The organism is Rosistilla oblonga (assembly GCF_007751715.1).
GTDB lineage: Bacteria > Planctomycetota > Planctomycetia > Pirellulales > Pirellulaceae > Rosistilla > Rosistilla oblonga.
This window is the reverse complement of record NZ_CP036292.1, coordinates 2,736,732-2,753,627: the sequence shown is the minus strand read 5'-3', so window position 1 is coordinate 2,753,627 and position 16,896 is coordinate 2,736,732. Positions and strand designations below refer to the sequence as shown.

Annotated in this window: 14 protein-coding genes; 6 read left to right on the top strand and 8 right to left on the bottom strand. The window is 57.6% G+C overall.

Annotated features, from left to right (window positions below):
- Positions 1 to 7 precede the first annotated feature (7 nt).
- Positions 8 to 1,501, top strand: a complete 1,494-nt coding sequence (locus CA51_RS09650) for a DUF1501 domain-containing protein (protein WP_145120037.1) — start codon at positions 8 to 10, stop codon at positions 1,499 to 1,501.
- 100 nt (positions 1,502 to 1,601) lie between these two features.
- Here CA51_RS09650 and CA51_RS09645 read toward each other — a convergent pair whose 3' ends face one another.
- The 5 genes from CA51_RS09645 to CA51_RS09625 form a co-directional block, all read right to left on the bottom strand.
- Entirely contained in the window at positions 1,602 to 1,901 is a 300-nt protein-coding gene (locus CA51_RS09645) for a hypothetical protein (protein ID WP_145120036.1), read from the bottom strand.
- A 262-nt stretch (positions 1,902 to 2,163) separates the two neighbouring features.
- On the bottom strand, positions 2,164 to 3,417 hold the full coding sequence (locus tag CA51_RS09640) for a DUF1501 domain-containing protein (protein WP_197451714.1): 1,254 nt from the start codon (positions 3,415 to 3,417) through the stop codon (positions 2,164 to 2,166).
- 446 nt (positions 3,418 to 3,863) lie between these two features.
- Positions 3,864 to 5,489, bottom strand: a complete 1,626-nt coding sequence (locus CA51_RS09635; RefSeq protein WP_145120032.1) for a sigma-70 family RNA polymerase sigma factor — start codon at positions 5,487 to 5,489, stop codon at positions 3,864 to 3,866.
- A gap of 319 nt (positions 5,490 to 5,808) precedes the next feature.
- Complete coding sequence (locus tag CA51_RS09630) at positions 5,809 to 6,150, bottom strand: phosphoribosyltransferase (protein ID WP_145120030.1); 342 nt, start codon at positions 6,148 to 6,150, stop codon at positions 5,809 to 5,811.
- Between the two features lie 114 nt (positions 6,151 to 6,264).
- Positions 6,265 to 7,521 (bottom strand): 3-hydroxyacyl-CoA dehydrogenase, encoded by a 1,257-nt coding sequence (locus CA51_RS09625; protein WP_197451713.1) that lies wholly within the window; start codon positions 7,519 to 7,521, stop codon positions 6,265 to 6,267.
- Positions 7,522 to 7,659: 138 nt separating this feature from the next.
- Here CA51_RS09625 and CA51_RS09620 point away from each other — a divergent pair, with 138 nt between their 5' ends.
- The 3 genes from CA51_RS09620 (at position 7,660) to CA51_RS09610 (ending at position 10,560) form a co-directional block, all read left to right on the top strand.
- Complete coding sequence (locus CA51_RS09620) at positions 7,660 to 8,697, top strand: acyl-CoA desaturase (RefSeq protein ID WP_145120026.1); 1,038 nt, start codon at positions 7,660 to 7,662, stop codon at positions 8,695 to 8,697.
- 220 nt (positions 8,698 to 8,917) lie between these two features.
- Positions 8,918 to 10,180, top strand: a complete 1,263-nt coding sequence (locus CA51_RS09615; protein ID WP_145120024.1) for a beta-ketoacyl-[acyl-carrier-protein] synthase family protein — start codon at positions 8,918 to 8,920, stop codon at positions 10,178 to 10,180.
- Positions 10,181 to 10,377: 197 nt separating this feature from the next.
- Complete coding sequence (locus CA51_RS09610; protein ID WP_145120022.1) at positions 10,378 to 10,560, top strand: hypothetical protein; 183 nt, start codon at positions 10,378 to 10,380, stop codon at positions 10,558 to 10,560.
- A 152-nt stretch (positions 10,561 to 10,712) separates the two neighbouring features.
- On the opposite strand, the gene CA51_RS09605 is transcribed toward CA51_RS09610, so the two are convergent.
- Positions 10,713 to 11,921: a hypothetical protein gene (locus CA51_RS09605; RefSeq protein WP_145120021.1), complete on the bottom strand. Its 1,209-nt coding sequence runs from the start codon at positions 11,919 to 11,921 to the stop codon at positions 10,713 to 10,715.
- A 373-nt stretch (positions 11,922 to 12,294) separates the two neighbouring features.
- Positions 12,295 to 13,446 (bottom strand): 3-dehydroquinate synthase, encoded by a 1,152-nt coding sequence (locus tag CA51_RS09600; protein WP_231746094.1) that lies wholly within the window; start codon positions 13,444 to 13,446, stop codon positions 12,295 to 12,297.
- 213 nt (positions 13,447 to 13,659) lie between these two features.
- Between CA51_RS09600 and CA51_RS09595 the strand changes: the two genes are divergently transcribed.
- Positions 13,660 to 14,253, top strand: a complete 594-nt coding sequence (locus CA51_RS09595) for a thioredoxin family protein (protein ID WP_145120017.1) — start codon at positions 13,660 to 13,662, stop codon at positions 14,251 to 14,253.
- 102 nt (positions 14,254 to 14,355) lie between these two features.
- Complete coding sequence (locus CA51_RS09590) at positions 14,356 to 15,234, top strand: deoxyribonuclease IV (protein WP_231746093.1); 879 nt, start codon at positions 14,356 to 14,358, stop codon at positions 15,232 to 15,234.
- 310 nt (positions 15,235 to 15,544) lie between these two features.
- Here the strand turns inward: CA51_RS09590 and CA51_RS09585 are convergent, their stop codons facing one another.
- On the bottom strand, positions 15,545 to 16,522 hold the full coding sequence (locus tag CA51_RS09585) for an AAA family ATPase (RefSeq protein WP_145120015.1): 978 nt from the start codon (positions 16,520 to 16,522) through the stop codon (positions 15,545 to 15,547).
- Positions 16,523 to 16,896 lie beyond the last annotated feature (374 nt).

Sequence of the window (16,896 nt, the reverse complement as noted above, 5' to 3'; positions counted from 1 at the left end):
GATCTCGATGAACAATGAATCTGTCTCCAGCGAATTGCAACGGTTGAGGTTACAGCACCAAACCCGACGCCACTTTCTCCGCAGCTGCCCGACCGGGCTGGGAGCGTTGTGGTTGGCAATGCAGAACTCACCGGGATACGCAGCCCCTTCCCAAGCTCTGCCGGTGCACGATGCCAACAATCCGCTCAGCCCAATCCAGCCGCCGCTGCCGGCAAAGGCGAAGCGTGTGATCTTCCTTCACATGATCGGCGCCCCAAGTCAGTTGGAGCTGTTCGACTACAAACCCGATCTCAAACGACTCGACGGCCACGATTGCCCCCAATCGTTTTTGGAGGGCAAGCGATTTGCGTTTATCCAGGGGACTCCCAAGATGCTGGGGCCGCAATATCCTTTCGAACAGCACGGGGAGAGTGGGGCGTGGGTCTCGGACCGGATGCCCCACTTCGCAAAACATGTCGACGATGTCTGTTTCATCAAAACGATGGTAACCGACCAATTTAATCACGGCCCGGCTCAGTTGATGGTTCATACCGGACAGGCTCGGATGGGAAGTCCATCGATCGGTTCGTGGGCCACCTGGGGACTGGGCTCCGAAAACGAGGACCTTCCCGGCTTCATGGTGCTGCTTTCCGGAGGTCGCCAACCGCGAGTCGGCAAAGCTCTTTGGAGCGGCGGTTTCCTGCCATCGGTCTACCAAGGAGTGCAGTGTCGGTCGCAGGGCGATCCCGTCCTCGACATCTCCAACCCCGCTGGCGTTTCCCGCGATCAACGACGCCAGGTTCTCGATGCGTTGAGCAAGCTGAACCAGCGGACTAGCGTCGAGTTTGGCGATCCCGAAACTCTAACCCGGATCGCGCAATACGAAATGGCGTTCCGCATGCAAACCGCGGTCCCCGACGCGATGAGAATCGATGACGAACCGGCACACGTGCACGCGATGTATGGAACTCAGCCGGGGAAGGAATCGTTTGCCAACAATTGTTTGCTGGCCCGGCGATTGGCCGAGCGTGATGTCCGTTTTATCCAGTTGTTCGACTGGGGCTGGGATTCGCACGGCGCTGGCAAAGATGAAGCGCTCAACGAAGGATTCAAGAGCAAGTGCCAGCAGATCGATCGTCCGATCGCCGCCTTGCTAGCCGACCTAAAACAACGCGACATGCTCAAAGACACATTGGTAGTTTGGAGCGGCGAGTTCGGCCGAACTCCGATGCGAGAGAACCGCGGCGGCACCGAAATGCGATTCGTGGGACGCGATCACAACCCCGGCGCCTTCACGTTATGGATGGCCGGGGGCGGAACAAAACCAGGGATGACCTACGGCGAGACCGATGCCGTTGGCTACTCTGCCGCAATAAACCCCGTGCAGCTGCGCGATTTCCACGCCACGATGCTCCATCTGTTGGGCTTCGACCACAACCGATTCAGCTTCCCATTCCAGGGGCTCGATCAAAAGCTGACTGGCGTCAAACCGGCAACGCTAATCAAAGACGTTTTGGCTTAGCCGGCGTTAAAGAAGAGACGACCTGAGGTCAACGCCCGAAAACGACTAGCTTGCAATTGCACGTCCGCCCCGCCGAGCAAGGCGAAGAGACGACCGAAGCTTAACGCCCAAAGACGCCTCCCACGATCGAACCAACTCGCTGTTGCAAGTTCTGCGTGGGAGATGCAGCCATCAGGTCCGAACGCTGCGCCTTCAGCATCGCTTGAGTCAACTGCGGTCGCTGGCGCCAATCGCTGATGCTGTATTGGCGGATATCGGCATACGTGCCGCTGAGTCCGACTTCGGTCTTGCGGACCAGGTGAGTGCCACCTTCGGAGCGAACGACGTGATAATTCATCGCGGTATACAGCGTACCGGCACCAACCGCAACGCCTAACAAAAATGATCCAACGCGTCCCATCGATTCCATCCTCCAAGCAGTGAGCCCCGCCGAAAATTTCGGCTTCGCTGGGCACCGAAGCACTCCTCGCGATTCGGTTAGTCAACGCTGCGACGTTAGGCCGATTTCGATATACACCAAAATCGGCTTCGCTAGCAAGTGAGCTTCCGCCGCGTCGCCAATTGTTGCCCTGCAAAGTATTCGCAGTTGTCCCGCCATAGGCAAGCTGTTTATCCCAGCCGGAACCGCTGCGACGACCGCTGTCGCCAACCGATTTGCAGCGTTAAATCAGTTCGGCGATCGGGCGTCCGTTCTCTTGGACAGCAAAGTGGGGCCGGCCGCGCGTGTCCTCGTAGGTCACGTTTTGCGGCACGCCCATGTGGTGATAGATCGTCGCCGCCAAGTCGCCCGGCGTCACGGGACGGTTCTTGATCTGGCCCCCATCCTTTTCAGTGGCGCCGATGATCTGGCCGTGTCGCATTCCGCCGCCGGCCAAACACATCGACATCACTTGCGGCCAGTGGTTGCGGCCATCGGTGCTGCCCTGGGTTCCCATGTTCGGCGTCCGGCCAAATTCTCCCATCGCAACGACTAAGACATCGTCCAGCATGTTCCGCTGATCGAGATCCGAAACTAGCGTCGTGATCAAACGATCGAACAGCGGCAGCAGTGGCTTCAATCCGCGTTCGATTCCACCGTACGGCGGAATGTTGTCGCCGTGGTTGTCCCAGGTTCCCGAGGAGGGATGGTAGCTGAGGTCGATCGTGACAAACGAGACTCCCGATTCAACTAACCGCCGCGCCATCAACGCCTGTTGGCACCACAAGTGATCGCCGTAAGCATCGCGAGTCGCCTGCGACTCCTGCTCTAAATCGAATGCCTTCTGGACATGGCTGCCGGTCAGCGTCTGGATCGCTTGCTGTTGGTACTGATCCAACGTCTGCACGGCGGGGGAGTGGTCGAGGTTTCGCCGAACCTGATCCAGTTGCTTCAACAATTGCTGACGCTGTTCGATCCGTTCGAAGCTCAAATCCTTCGCGAAGTTGAACATCGGCGCGTCGGAGATCCGGCCACTGTCCTTCCCCACGGTGTCGTAGATCGGCAGTTTTGCCGCGGCGTTCCCTTGGAACGGGTCGAAGGCGTGGCCGAGATAACCGGCGTGCCCGACGTGCCCCGCAGCTTTCTGGAAGGCGACGTAAGCGGGCATGTTCGGTTGATTGGGCCCGCGTTCCTTGGCGATGATCGAAGCGATCGAGGGATAGTTGGCGCCGAGCCGATTCGTTCGCGGCGCCGCGTCGCGGTTGCCGGTCTGCATGACCATGTTCGGTTCATGGCTGCTGCTGCGACAATCGACCGAACGGATGAGCGTAAACTTATCCATCATCGCCGCTTGTCGCGGCAGGTGTTCGCAGATGAATTCGCCCGGGATCGCCGTCTGAATCGGCGAGAAGGGACCGCGATTATTCAGCGGCCGATCGGGCTTCATGTCCCACATGTCGATGTGGCTGGGACCACCGGTCATCCACAGCAGAATCACCGACTTGTTCGATGAGATACTGCGTCCGGATTGTGTCGCTGCAGCGCGTTGTTGCAGAAGCGCTGGCAGAGAGAGCCCAGCGATCCCCGCGGCACTCGCCTTCACAAAATTCCGACGGCTGGCCAAACAAAGGCCTTCGTGGGTTGTCCCTCCAAACGACTCAAATGCATGGCGTTCATGTGCCGAGCCGCAAATGCCTGATCTGCGCATCCGTTCAATACCTCGTCAAAAATGGTGAACCGCCTTCGTTCATCTACGAAGCGACATTATAGCCGATGTGGTCCAACATTCCTAACGCATTTGCCTAGCCAGCGATTAGCTCCGGCCAGATCCGTTCGAGACGGTGGAAGCTCAGGCCAATTGACTCGCCAGCGACAGCGTCGCAACGGCGAGCACGTTGCAGCAAAGCCAAGCGTTTCGCCGCCCAAGCCTCCACAAACCGTGGCCTAAACCTCGGTCTTCAAAAAGCCTTCCAAGTGGTCGGCGCGGTTGGGGCTTTGCAGCTTGCGAACAGCTTTCGCTTCGATTTGGCGAACGCGTTCACGCGTGACCTTAAAGATCCTGCCGACTTCTTCGAGCGTGTAGCTGTAGCCATCGACCAAACCGTACCGCAGCTTGATGATCTCACGCTCGCGATAAGTCAACGTCTTCAACAGGTCTTCGATCTTCTGTCGCAGAATACCATTGCTGGCACAGCGGACCGGGTTGTCGCTCTCGTTGTCTTCGATGAACTCGCCAAAGCTGCTGTCTTCCCCTTCGCCAACAGGACGGTCGAGGCTGACCGGATGGCGACCGATGTCCATCACGCGGCGAACCTCCTCAACCGGGATCTCGGTCTCCAACGCGATCTCTTCCATCGTCGGTTCGCGACGCAATTCTTGCAGCATGCGTTTTTGAACCTGACGCAGCTTGCTGAGCACATCGATCATGTGAACCGGGATGCGGATCGTGCGAGCTTGATCGGCGATCGCACGGGTGATCGCTTGGCGAATCCACCAGGTCGCGTAAGTGCTGAACTTGAAGCCGCGGCGATATTCGTATTTGTCGACGGCTCGCATCAGGCCGGTGTTCCCCTCTTGGATCAGGTCCAAGAAGCTGAGCCCACGGTTGCGGTACTTCTTGGCGATCGAAACGACCAGACGAAGGTTGCCGCTGGAGAGTTCGCGTTTGACTTTTTCGTAAGCCTCGAAGTGCTTGCGGAACTTGGCGACGCGATTGCGTAGCGAGGTCGGGCTCTCTTGCGTTACGCGGATCAGTTCACGCAGTTCTTGTCGCAGGTCGGCATCTTCGTCGCGGGACAAAGCGTCGTTGCCCAGTTGGGTCATACGTTGCTTGATGTAGTCCATTCGCGAGGAGAAATTTTCCAACTGTTTCATCAGCGGCGTCACGCGACGACTGCGAAGGCTCAACTCTTCAACCAACTGCAGACATTTGCGGCGGCGGCGAATGAAGCTGCAGCGAGCGGCGGCGCGAGCCTCGTCGCTGCTGCTCTTCCGCACGATCACATCAAAATCTTGCTTGTTCTGGTCCATCAAGATGCCAACGGTTCGCAGGTTGTGCGGCATCCGAGCGCTCACCTGTTCCTTGGTCAACCGTTCGGTCAACGAGACTTTGATCGTGCGATCAAACGGCAGCTTGCCCTCATGAACATTGCGGAGCGTTTCGACAGTGGCTCGCAACGCGAAGTCCGATTCGAGGATCGCACGACGGAATTGGCGACGCGTGACTTCGATCTTCTTCGCGAGGTTGATCTCTTCCTCGCGGGACAGCAACGGGATCTCTGCCATCTGACTCAGATACATCCGAATCGGATCGTCGCTTGCTTTAGGCAGCTCCGACGCAGGGACAAACGGATCGACATCGGTCAGCTTGCCCTTGGCCAACATGCCACCAGCAAGCGATTCATCGACGAGCTCAATTCCTTGATCCTCGATCGCCAACAGAAGATTGTCCAGCTTTTCTGGGCTTGCGTCCTCGTCGGGTAGATAGTTATTGACCTCTTCGTAAGTCAAATAACCTTGGGACTTCCCCTTGGCGATCAGATCGACGAGTTCCTTCTCCATCACTTCCATGACAAACCTCCATTTTTGTCACCGACACCACGTATTCGGGATTGGGTGTCGGCCCCTTGCGGGATTGGGATTGAGTTGTGACTTGTGCGGTCAAGTCCACAACAGCCGGGTCGCACTTCCTTGGCGAACTGAAGAGCAATATTCTACCCAGATCTCTCTTGCAGACTAGACATGATTCCGCCTAAACCGAGTCCTTTTTCTCAAAAATGCAAACTTTCATTCAATGCTTGCAAATCGAACTACCGGATACGCTTAACAAGTCCACCACGCTAGCATTTACTCCTGAGTGCGATCTACCGGCGGAAGGGTTTGTCGACACTTAAGCTTCCGAGAACAGTTGCCCCAAGCCATGATCCAGCTGGCCTCGAGTTAACACTACGTCGAACCCGGCCTCTCGCGCCGCTGCCAGCCGCCCGGTCTGAACGTGCGGCCCAAAAGCTACCAACCTCGCCGAGGGCGCCTGTTCACGCACATGTTGGGCGATCGCTTCGACCGTGCTGCCAGTCGTTGAAAGGTCGACGATCACCACCTGCAGGCCCTCCTTCAAGGTGACCTTTTCGATCGATTTGCCCATCGACATTTCATAGCCAGCTTCGACGGCCGCCGATTTGATGCGGCTCGCGAAAAACAGGTCGGTCGATAACAGTAACGCTTTGGACATCGTTGGGGTTTCCAGATAGAGAATGTTAGGAGATCGGTTCGGGCGTGATCGCGGCAAAGCGACGACACGCCATACAGCACAGCCAGGCAGACGAGCTCCGCCGGATGCGGTTCGTTATTTCGAATCGTTTGGCGACGAACCGGCGTCTGCGCCGCAAAGCATCCCAAACGCATCGCTGACCGAACCTGCGGACTCCAGCGAGGCGAGCAGTTCCGGAGGCGAGGCGAAGCGACGCCCAAGAGTTGCGAGATGATTCAGTTCCGCGAGACATTGTTCGGGGCCGATGCGATCGAAGCGAGCGAGAAAACCATCGGGATCGCGGAACCCAAGCCCGCCCCCCATCGCCCGCTCGATCGACTGGAGATCGCCAACGACGTTTTGCAACAAGATACAAGCGGCTTCGATCAGCATCGGAAAAAACAACCGTGCGGCGACCTGCCAATCCGATAGCGAGACCTCATCGCGAGTGTAACGCTGGACCAAAGTCTGCGCGGTCGGGCCGAGATCGCCCGACCGACTGCCGTCGTGATAACTATAAAAGCCTTCGCCGCCAGCGCGGCCGATCAACTTAGCTTTGACCATTGCCGGGGTCAGCGGCGACGGCTCGATCCGACTCGGAAAGGCTTGCCAGATCGCGCGGCCGGCATGAAAACCGGTCTCCATTCCGATCCAGTCCATCAGTTCCAGCGGCGACATCGGCATCCCGCAATCGATCGCGACGCGTTCCAACTGCAGCGGCGAGGTCCCGCTACACAACAACTGGACCGATTCGTTGAGATAGGGAACCAGCATCCGATTCACGACAAAGCCCGGCGCGTCGCGGACGATCAGATGCTGCTTGTTCAATGCAGCCGCATAACGTTTGGCGATCGCAACCGTGGCGTCGGTCGTCGCTTCGGTCGTGATGATTTCGATCAGCGGCCGTTGGTCGACTGGCATGAAGAAGTGCAGACCGCAACAGCGGCCGCGTTGCTGCACCTGTTGGGTTACGTCGGCAAGCGGGATTGTCGACGTGTTGGTGGCGAGGATGGTATCGGCGGCAGAGAGTTGTTCGGCGGTCGCCAGGACGCGTTGCTTCGGTTCGCGTCGCTCGACGATCGACTCGATCACAATCGCCTGATCCGTCGGCTGCGGTGCCATCGCACCGGCGGGGACCAACTCCGTCGCCCAGGCCTCGTCGCCCCAGCGGATCGGATCCGTCTTGGTTCCGCCAGTTTCGGCGAGCAGAGACTCGACGGTTGCGGCAAGCTGCTGCGGATTCGAATCGATCAAGCGGATCGGAATCTTGCAGCGAAGGTGATCCCAGGCGATCGCGCGGCCGACGATTCCGGCTCCGATCAGCGAAATATTCCAATGAGTTGGGGCGTTCAAGAAAATCGATGCTCCATCGCGGGCCATGCACCTCTTGCGGGGTCTCTATCGGCCAATGGTGTTGGTCTGTGATTACGCGTACTGTATAGGTTAGACGCAATCGCTAGATTCTCCTACTCGCCCACCACAAGGCTATCGATGAGCAGTTCCCCAGCCCTGACCGACGCGCCCTCCGCCGACGAAGCTCTCGAGTCTCCCGATACGCCCAGCCTGGAGAGCGAGTTGCGCTTGGAACATCCAAGCGGAGTCGACTTGAAAGACATTCAATGGGGCTACTCGATCTCGTTCCTGGTGATCCATTTGGCAGCTCTGCTGGCATTCCTGCCGTGGTTCTTTTCCTGGGCTGGCGTGTTCGCATTCGCCGCCGGGACGGTGATCTTCGGCCAACTGGGGATTCCGATCTGCTACCACCGCCTGTTGACTCATCGCAGTTTTAAGACGCCCAAGTGGTTCGAGCGGACGCTGGTGACCTTCGCTTTGTGCAGCGCTCAAGAGACGCCAGCTCGCTGGGTCGCTTGGCACCGGATCCACCATCAGCACAGCGATCATCGCGAGGACATGCACAGCCCACTGGTCAATTTCCTGTGGGCCCACGTGAATTGGCTGGTCTACCGAAACAAGAGCACACAAAACTTCTCGCTCTATCAGAAATACGCTCGCGACATCCTCAGCGATCGTTATTACATGTGGATGGAGAAGATCCCCTACCCGATGACGGTCTTCTATATAGGACACGCGATCTTGTATTTCGCGATCTCGTATGCGATCTCGGTCGGCATCTACGGAGCGAACATGCAAGCGTTGCAGTTGACGGCTAGCCTGTTCGTCTGGGGGGTTCTTGTTCGAACCGTTTGGGTTTGGCACATCACGTGGAGCGTTAATTCGCTGTCGCACATGTTTGGATATCGAAATTATGCGACCAGCGATGACAGCCGCAACAACTGGTTCGTCTCGCTGATCACCGGAGGCGAGGGGTGGCACAACAACCACCACGCCGATCAATCCTCGGCATCGGTCCAGCATCGCTGGTGGGAACTGGACCCCAACTATTACGTGATCCAACTGTTCGGAATCTGTGGGCTGGCGACTAATATCGTTCCGCCAATGCACCAGCGACGCCGGGGCAACGTGGCAACCGCGGGGGCGGATCGCCAGTCGAGCGATGCGATAAAGTGATTTAATCCCCCAAAGATTGAATAAATTCACGCGGCAATGGCTGCCCCAAGGCTTCAACGGCTTGCCACCATGCGCCAGCAAAGGTCATACTAGGGCAGCGGCGTTGGAGCAGCTTGATGCGTCCGATGAGGAATGGATGAGCTTTGACAACTGAGCTGTCGTCGCAAACAAGCCGCTATTGCTGTCCGCATCCACGCCGAATCCTACGCACGTAACACTGATGGTTCTTCGCAAAGACGTTGTTATCACTGGAATCGGAGTTGTCTCGCCGATCGGAACGGGAGTCGATCGATTTTGGTCGAGTCTAGTCGAGGGGCGTAGTGGGATTCGCGAGCTGACGCATGTCACCCCCGAGATGCTGCCTTATACCTACGGGGGGCAGTTAAACGATTTCGATCCCAAGGCTTACGTGCGGCCGCGGAAAACGCTGAAGGTGATGAGTCGCGAGCTGCAAACAGCCTTCTCCGCTTGCGTGATGGCAACGCAGCAGAGCGGGTTCGACGCCGCCGGAACTCCCAAAGAACGAATCGGCACCGTCTTTGGTTCAGAGATGCTTTACGGCGAACCCGAAGAGATTCAACCAACCGTCGCTCGCAGCAGTCCCGACGGACGGTTCCAACCGGAACTGTGGGGCCAATCGGCGATGAAAGAGATCTTTCCGCTGTGGATGCTGAAGTATCTGCCGAACATGGCCGCTTGCCATTACGGAATCGCGATCGGTGCACTGGGGCCCAATAACACAATTGTAATGGGCGATACGTCGGGATTATCGGCGGTCGCCGAATCGATCAGCGTGATCCAACGCGGCGCTGCCGATGTCGTCGTCACCTGTTCGACCGGAACGCGAGTCAGCCTCACTCGCCTGTTGTACCAAGGAAGCGTTCCCTACGGCTCGCGTCGCGATCCGCTAGAGTCGAGCTCCCGCCCGTTCGCTTCGGAGCGAGATGGTCTAATCGGCGGCGAGGGTGCGGCGGCGGTGATCCTGGAATCTCGCGAGCATGCCGAGCGGCGCGGCGCCAACGTGATCGCCACAGTCGCGGGATACTCCTGCAATTATGGTGCCCCCGCACCGGGCGAGCGTGGTTCGGCGGCGGCGCTCACGCAAGCAATCCAGTACGCGATCGAACGGGCCGGCGCGACGCCAGAAGAAATTGGGATCGCCATCAGCCATGCGATGGGTGATCCGATGCTCGACAAGATCGATGCCCAAGTCCATGGCTCGATCGTGCCCAACGCGATCGTGACAGCTCCCAAAGGGGCGACCGGTCACACGGGAGCCGGATGTGGTGTGATGGAGATGTGCACCGCTGCTTTGGCGCTGAAGCATGGCGTTGTTCCGCCTACAGTCAATGCAGACTTGAAAGAACCTCAATACGGAATCGACCTGGCGGCGACCGCTCGGCCGACCGATGCGACCCTGGCAGTTCAATCGAACCACAGCGCCACGGGCAACGCGATCGCCGTTGTACTGCGGAAAGATTAGGGTTTTCAGAGGCGTCGCGATCGAAGAATCGGGCGGCCAAAGTTCTAATGCGCGATTATTCGCCTTGGCGCAAAACCTCGCTGGCATAAAATGGTTTTGTTCTCGCCAGCACGTGCCCATCGATCTGATCGCTGGCACGCTGTTGCTCTTTGCGTGTGTGAGCGTCGGCGTAATAATTATTTTGTGGGAGGTGTGTGTTGTTATCTGAGTCGTCCGTTGAAGCAAGCGTCCGTCGAATTTTAAGCGACGGCGAACAGAACGAAGCGACCTTTGATCGGGTTGAAGAAATGCTGGACGAACTGCGTCCAGAGAGTCCCTTGCGACATCGCTTGTCGCAAGAGTTGGATGAATTGCGAGCCTTGGCTGCCAGCAGCAAATAACTGACACCTCATTAAAACGCTCTTCCGCTATCGACTGACAACCACACGGTTTGTCAGCCGAGCGGTTCATCAGCAAACGAAATCAGGGCGTCTACCATCGGTCGATGGTAGACGCCCTGAAGCGTTTCATAGGTTCGATTTCGAAGATCGAACTAGCGGTTGATCGTCAGACCGAAGGTGTATCCGACCAGCCATACGTTCTGATCGTTGACAGCCGTCGATCCGACCAAGCTGGTTCCGTTGGGATTACGAACCTGGCCCCGCAGGATACCTTGAGCGAAGTCGATGACTTGCACACCCGCTCGCAAGTTGATGTCTCGCGTCAGTTGCAGAGACGATTCAGCTCGCACATCAAAGCCGAACACAAACTCGCTGCCGTGAGCGTAGACGGTATCGTGCCGCGAGTCGTCAAAGGCGATCTCGCCGTCGATCTCTCCCTGCAAAGCGATGTCATAGTAGGTGTCGGTGGTACGATTGATATAGGCGTTGTTCTGGAAGTTTTGCATCGCAAAGGCTCGCAGATCCAACGAGTTAGTGAACCGATTGTAGAACTTGATGTATCGGAAACCGAACTGCCCACCGTACATTTCGTTTTCGTTGAGATCGATCTGTTCGTTGAACGACTCTTGGATCAATTCTGCAAACGTCCCGTCGGCTTGTTGTGCCAGTCCCGGTTGAACATTGTACGTGTCGTTTTCGGTATGGTCGCGGATCTTGACATACTTCAAACCAATCATTGGTTCCAGCAGTCCGCCCTTGCGATACGATTCCAGACGCCAGGTTCGGTTCAGCTCGAAGCCCTTCATCTCGATCACGTTTAAGCTGTCTTTGACCTCATAGATCCGCTCGAGATACTCGTGGTTATCCCGATCGCGACGTGGCAACAGCTGGCCATATTCGTCGAACACTTCAGGCGTTTCCGCACTTGGAAGCTGCGGGTCCTCGGTGTTGATCACGTTGGCCCGATATTCGACGTCGATGTCGAAGACGTTGGGGCCCGTCAGGCTCCAATAAGTCATCGCCCATCCGCGATCATCGTCACCCATATAACCGAAGTCGAGGCGGTTACCCCAACCGTAGTCGCCTTGAGTATAAGACGCTTCGGTCTCCGAACGGTTGACCATCATGTAAGCCCGATCAAACGTCGCGTACCAACCGTGGTTGGCCCGATGCTTAGGACTTAATTCCTCGATGTCTGCGTTATACGCCGTTTCGAACCAACGAAAGTCGGTATCGAATTCCAAGATCCCGTCGGGTTCCCCCCACGTGCCAGGTGGCTGCTCCTGAGCTCCGACCTGATGTCCTCCGGCCACCGTTGCAATAACGGCGACCAAGAAAGCGGCGAGTTTACGTACTGGCATGTCTCTGTCCACTTGTGATGTTTGCACGCGGTGCTTTTTAATCCGCACGGCAGCAATATCAGCTGCTGTTCCCAATTTGACGCCCCATGCTGATGCGCCGTCGTATAACGCAAAAGTTCTGGTTGTGCGGGTAGTATCGGTTGGGATCGAGACAAAAATCCAACGAGAATGACCGCACTAGCGTCAAAATCGTCAAAACCTCGCAATGCCCACCTGCTAGCACTCCCAAAAACCCCGGATCGACGGCGGTGAGCGTGCGATCCGCCATTTCCTAAACACCTACTTTGGACAGGGATTAAGGTTCAGACGTGCTAGCTGCGCATGCCGGGACCGCATGCGAAAAAGAAGTGTCAGCCAAATGCCAGCGAGTGACCTAGCGAGCGTAAGTGGCGGTCGCGTCGATCGCTTCGCGCATCGCAGCGTGATCGATCTCGTGGACGTCGACAGGGCTGCCGATGGCGTCGATCAGCGTGATCGTCAACCGTCCGCCCAAGTGCTGGCGGAACTCTTCCAAGCCCTGCAGCAGCGGCTCGGTATCGGCCAGTGCGGCGTGATGGATCGGCAAGCCCAACCGCTGCAGACAATCCAGGATCCGATCGCAATCGGCTTGTGGCAGCCCCAGGACGCGGGCGGAATACAGGCAATCGATAGCAAGGCCGATCGAGACCGCTTCGCCATGACGCAGTTCGTAGTTGGTGAGCGATTCGAGTCGATGAGCCGACCAATGGCCAAAGTCCAACGGCCGCGCCTCACGGGTTTCAAACGGATCTCCGCCCCGCGTGATGTGATCCAAATGCATCTGCACGCTGGCGCGAATCGCATCTCCAGCGGCTTGCGGTTCACGCTGGCAAATCTTCTCCGCGTCGCGGCAAACCTGCTCAAACGCTTCGGTTTGCTTCAGCAGCGAAACCTTGACCACTTCGCTGAACCCGCAGCGGAAATCGCGATCGGGCAGCGTTTCCAAGATCTTGGCGTCGTTGATCACGCCCCACGGAACGTTAAACGTTCCCTTCCAGTTCTTTTTGCCAAACCAATTTACCGCGTTCTTGACCCCAACTCCCGAATCGGCTTGCGCAAGCGTGGTCGTTGGGATGCGGATCAAGCGGATCCCGCGGTGGGCGATCGACGCCGCATACCCCACGGTATCCAGGACCGCACCGCCACCGATGACGATCACATAACTGCGGCGATCGAGATCGTGGTCGTTGAAGTTACGCAGCAGGTTGTCGATGATCGCCGGATCGTTTTTGCAAGCTTCGCCTCCGACCAAAGTCTGCGGCGGCTGCGTCAGCAAGACATGATCCGCGGCTCCTTGCAAGGTCGCTGCGATCCGCTGGTCGATCCCCGGATTGGCATCGGCGACCTGTTGGTCCAGCCAAACTTGAGCTCGCGCGGGGCTGTCTCCCGATGGCTCCATCAGGTCGATCAGCACTTGGGCATCATCGCCGAAGACGTCGGCGGTGAAACGCAAACGCTGCACCAATGGCAACGAGAAAGAGATATCAATCGAATCCGAAGACTTCATCAGCATGGCAGAAGAGGTGCGGCGCGGGTGGGATAGGATCGCAAACGGGGAGCTGGCCGATGGTGATTGGCCATGGGACCATTGTACGCCAAAACAACGCGCAATGCTGCGCTGCCCCGGCAAGGCACTTGATTGCATTTAACGGGTGGGTGATAACCAGGGGCGACAAGCAACGGTCCCCCTATTCACCCGAGTCGACAGGAATTTAACGCGATGGTCCGCACCGCAAGCACGATGTTGCCGCTGGGAACTCCAGCCCCTTCGTTTTCGCTGCCCGATACCGATGGCAACTTGGTTTCGCCCAGCGATTTCACCAACTCGCGAGGTTTGTTGGTGATCTTCCTCTGCAATCACTGCCCTTACGTAAAACACGTCGCTCCCGAGCTCGCTCGCTTGACGGCTGAATATGCAGCCAAAGGAATTGCGACGGTCGGGATCAGCAGCAACGATGTCGAAAACTACCCCGACGATTCGCCTGAAAAAATGATCGAAGAGAAGGCGGCACAGGGGTACGACTTCCCCTACTTGTACGATGCCGACCAAGCGGCAGCCAAGGCGTACCGAGCCGCCTGCACTCCCGATTTCTTCCTCTTCGATGGGGAGCTAAAGTTGGCCTACCGTGGCCAGTTGGACGACAGTCGTCCGAAGAACGATATCCCCTTGTCGGGCAGCGATCTTCGCGATGCGATGGACGCCGTCCTGTCGAGCGCCGCGGTTCCCGAGCCGCAGAAGCCGAGCATCGGTTGCAACATCAAATGGAAACCGGGCAACGAACCCGACTACTTTAATTCCGCAGGTATCGGTTAGACGCCGGTCGCAACCGACACGCATCTCTGCCCAGTCGTCCGCCGCGCTGGCGACTGGGACTCAGGATCTGTTCCCTCTCAATCTCAAGCCAAATTGCAATCGATGCCCAAAGCCTCCTCGCTGCGTCTAGGCGCTCACATGTCGATCGCCGGTGGACTGGAAAAAGCTGTCCAGCGAGCCCACGATGCGACCTGCGATGTCGTGCAAATCTTCACCAAGAACAACAACCAATGGGCTGCCAAGCCGCTGACCGAAGCGACGATCGAAGCCTGGCGGGCGGCGTTGGCGGAATATTCGATCGGTGCTCCGATCGCGCACGCTTCGTACCTGATCAACATGGCTTCCCCCAACGACGAACTGTTTCGTAAATCGATCGAAGCATTGGTCGTCGAATGGCAGCGAGCCGAGCAGTTGCAGTTGGAGGGATTGGTCGTCCATCCTGGGGCTTTCACCGACAGCAGCGAGGCGGAGGGTCTGGAGAAGATCGTCATCGCGGTCCGTGAAATCATCGAACGCGTGCAACCTCAGCACTGCCGGTTGCTGCTAGAAAACACCGCCGGCCAAGGGTCCTGTTTGGGGCACGCGATCTCTCACTTGGGCACGATGTTCCGCGGCATCGACAACACAGAAAACCTTGGTGTCTGTTTTGACACCTGCCATGCTTTTGCGGCCGGTTACGATCTCACGACCGATGCTGGATATGCAGCGATGAGCGCCGAGATCGACAGCGAATTGCCGGACGGAGCGATCCGAGCGGTGCATATCAACGACAGCAAAAAAGGTTGCGGATCGCGAGTCGATCGGCACGACCATATCGGCCAAGGAATGATCACTCTGGATGGCTTCCGCCGCGTGCTCGCCGACCCGGTGTTTAACGTCTGTCCGATGTATCTGGAGACTCCCAAGGGAACCGATCCCGAAACAGGCGAGGACTTGGACACTAACAATCTAAACACCCTGCGCAGCCTAGCAGTGAACTGACGAACCCCAGATGCGGGGACGGAAAACCACCGTCGATTTGTCAGTTTCCGCCAACTCGATACTTCTTGGGATAAAGGGTCGACAAGAGTGCACCCGGCTCCCGAAAAGACTGTTAACGAGTCCGCGGCTCGTTAACGACAGGGGCAGCGGCACTGTTTGGTGGAAGCCGAGCAGTGCCGCGTTTTTTTTGCGCCCCCGGCAAACAGAATCTCTATTTCGTCCAACCGCTCGATCGGATTGGAACTCTACGATCCCAGCTTGCTTCCGGGATGCTGATCACTGTTGCTGGCGCTCGCGTCGCCAATCAAAGCTACAGGTCGAGATCCTCTTCATCGACCTCGTCATCGCGGTCGGGATGCAGTGGATCGTTGGGATCGAAGAAGAAGTCGGCTAGGCCCATCGGCACCGAATTCCCACCGAGCGTCCGCTGCTTGCGTTCGGCTAACGAATCGAGATCCAAGGCATCTGGCCCCAGACAGTTCTGCAGCGCTTCGTGCCAGGCTTGATCGCGGCTGAGCGGATGAGCGCCGTCTTGCGAGAGCCGCTTGAGCGCGTACCGCAGCATGTTGATCCCATCGCGCGGCGAAAAATCGAGCTTCAACTGATGCGAGCGTTGCAGGAAATCGACGGTCAACGCCAGCATTTCGGCTTCGGCAAACGGCAGATGGTACTGCAGGATCGCCATCTCATCCTGCGGATCGGGGAAACCAACTTCCAACGTCGGCTGCAACCGGCTGAGGATGTAGTCGGGGATTTCGAAAGTCGATTCATCCTGATTCATCGTGACCGCAGCGCGGAAATTTTCATGCGCCCCGATCGTGATTCCCGCGACAATCGATTCGACATACCGTCGCTGATCGAACAGCGGGGCAAGGCTAGCCCACGACTTCTCGTTCATCCGGTTGCCTTCGTCCAAGATGCAGACGCCGCCACACAGCATCGCTGTCACCAGCGGCGAAGCGTGATAGGAGATCTTGCCGTCTTGAGCCAAGACCGGAGTGACCAAGAGATCTTCGGGGCGAGTATCGGCGGTGCATTGATAGATGTAGATCGGCAGTTCGCGGTGCTGCGCTCCGGCGATCGCCAGCTGCGTCTTGCCGACGCCCGGCGGTCCGACCAAGCGCGGCGTCAGCGGAAGGTCCGTCGGATCGACAGTCAACCAGCAGGCCAGCAATTGGGTCAGGATCTCGCCTTGACCAATCCACTGGGTTTTCGATTGATGCGGAACGGAGAGCTTCAATCGGACGCCGTCAACTTCGACAAAGCCTTTGGCGGCTTCAGCATTCATGTTTTCAATCCAAGGTCAGACGTTTGTGATCGCGAGAGAGTGACGCGGGCTTCGGATCCAATCCTACGAAGCGAAGCCCAATCACGCGTTGCCTTTGGCGAAGGCTGGCGCCGGCAGCACGCAGTCCAGCAAAGCTTTCTATCGTATCGCTTGCTGGGGCGGGTCGAAAGTAGACGGTGGACCGCAGCCCAGGGCTGTTAAGTGTTTGTGCTTAGACATATTAACCGCCACGCACCAGCAAGGCGTTGTCCAAAGAAACCGAACGCGATTGCGGGCCGGTTGATAGATCAAATCGAAGCAGTGATTTGGGCAAGCTTTTGACAAGCCGTATCATTAGGAGGTAGGTTTGAGTTCAGGCGGTTCGCGTTGAAGCT

Coding starts and splice junctions, on each gene's coding strand:
- CA51_RS09605 (WP_145120021.1), bottom strand. CDS start 11,921: ATGCCAGTACGTAAACTCGCCGCTTTCTTGGTCGCCGTTATTGCAACG.
- CA51_RS09590 (WP_231746093.1), top strand. CDS start 14,356: ATGCCCAAAGCCTCCTCGCTGCGTCTAGGCGCTCACATGTCGATCGCC.
- CA51_RS09615 (WP_145120024.1), top strand. CDS start 8,918: ATGGTTCTTCGCAAAGACGTTGTTATCACTGGAATCGGAGTTGTCTCG.
- CA51_RS09585 (WP_145120015.1), bottom strand. CDS start 16,522: ATGAATGCTGAAGCCGCCAAAGGCTTTGTCGAAGTTGACGGCGTCCGA.
- CA51_RS09635 (WP_145120032.1), bottom strand. CDS start 5,489: ATGGAAGTGATGGAGAAGGAACTCGTCGATCTGATCGCCAAGGGGAAG.
- CA51_RS09650 (WP_145120037.1), top strand. CDS start 8: ATGAACAATGAATCTGTCTCCAGCGAATTGCAACGGTTGAGGTTACAG.
- CA51_RS09595 (WP_145120017.1), top strand. CDS start 13,660: ATGGTCCGCACCGCAAGCACGATGTTGCCGCTGGGAACTCCAGCCCCT.
- CA51_RS09620 (WP_145120026.1), top strand. CDS start 7,660: ATGAGCAGTTCCCCAGCCCTGACCGACGCGCCCTCCGCCGACGAAGCT.
- CA51_RS09600 (WP_231746094.1), bottom strand. CDS start 13,446: ATGAAGTCTTCGGATTCGATTGATATCTCTTTCTCGTTGCCATTGGTG.
- CA51_RS09645 (WP_145120036.1), bottom strand. CDS start 1,901: ATGGGACGCGTTGGATCATTTTTGTTAGGCGTTGCGGTTGGTGCCGGT.
- CA51_RS09630 (WP_145120030.1), bottom strand. CDS start 6,150: ATGTCCAAAGCGTTACTGTTATCGACCGACCTGTTTTTCGCGAGCCGC.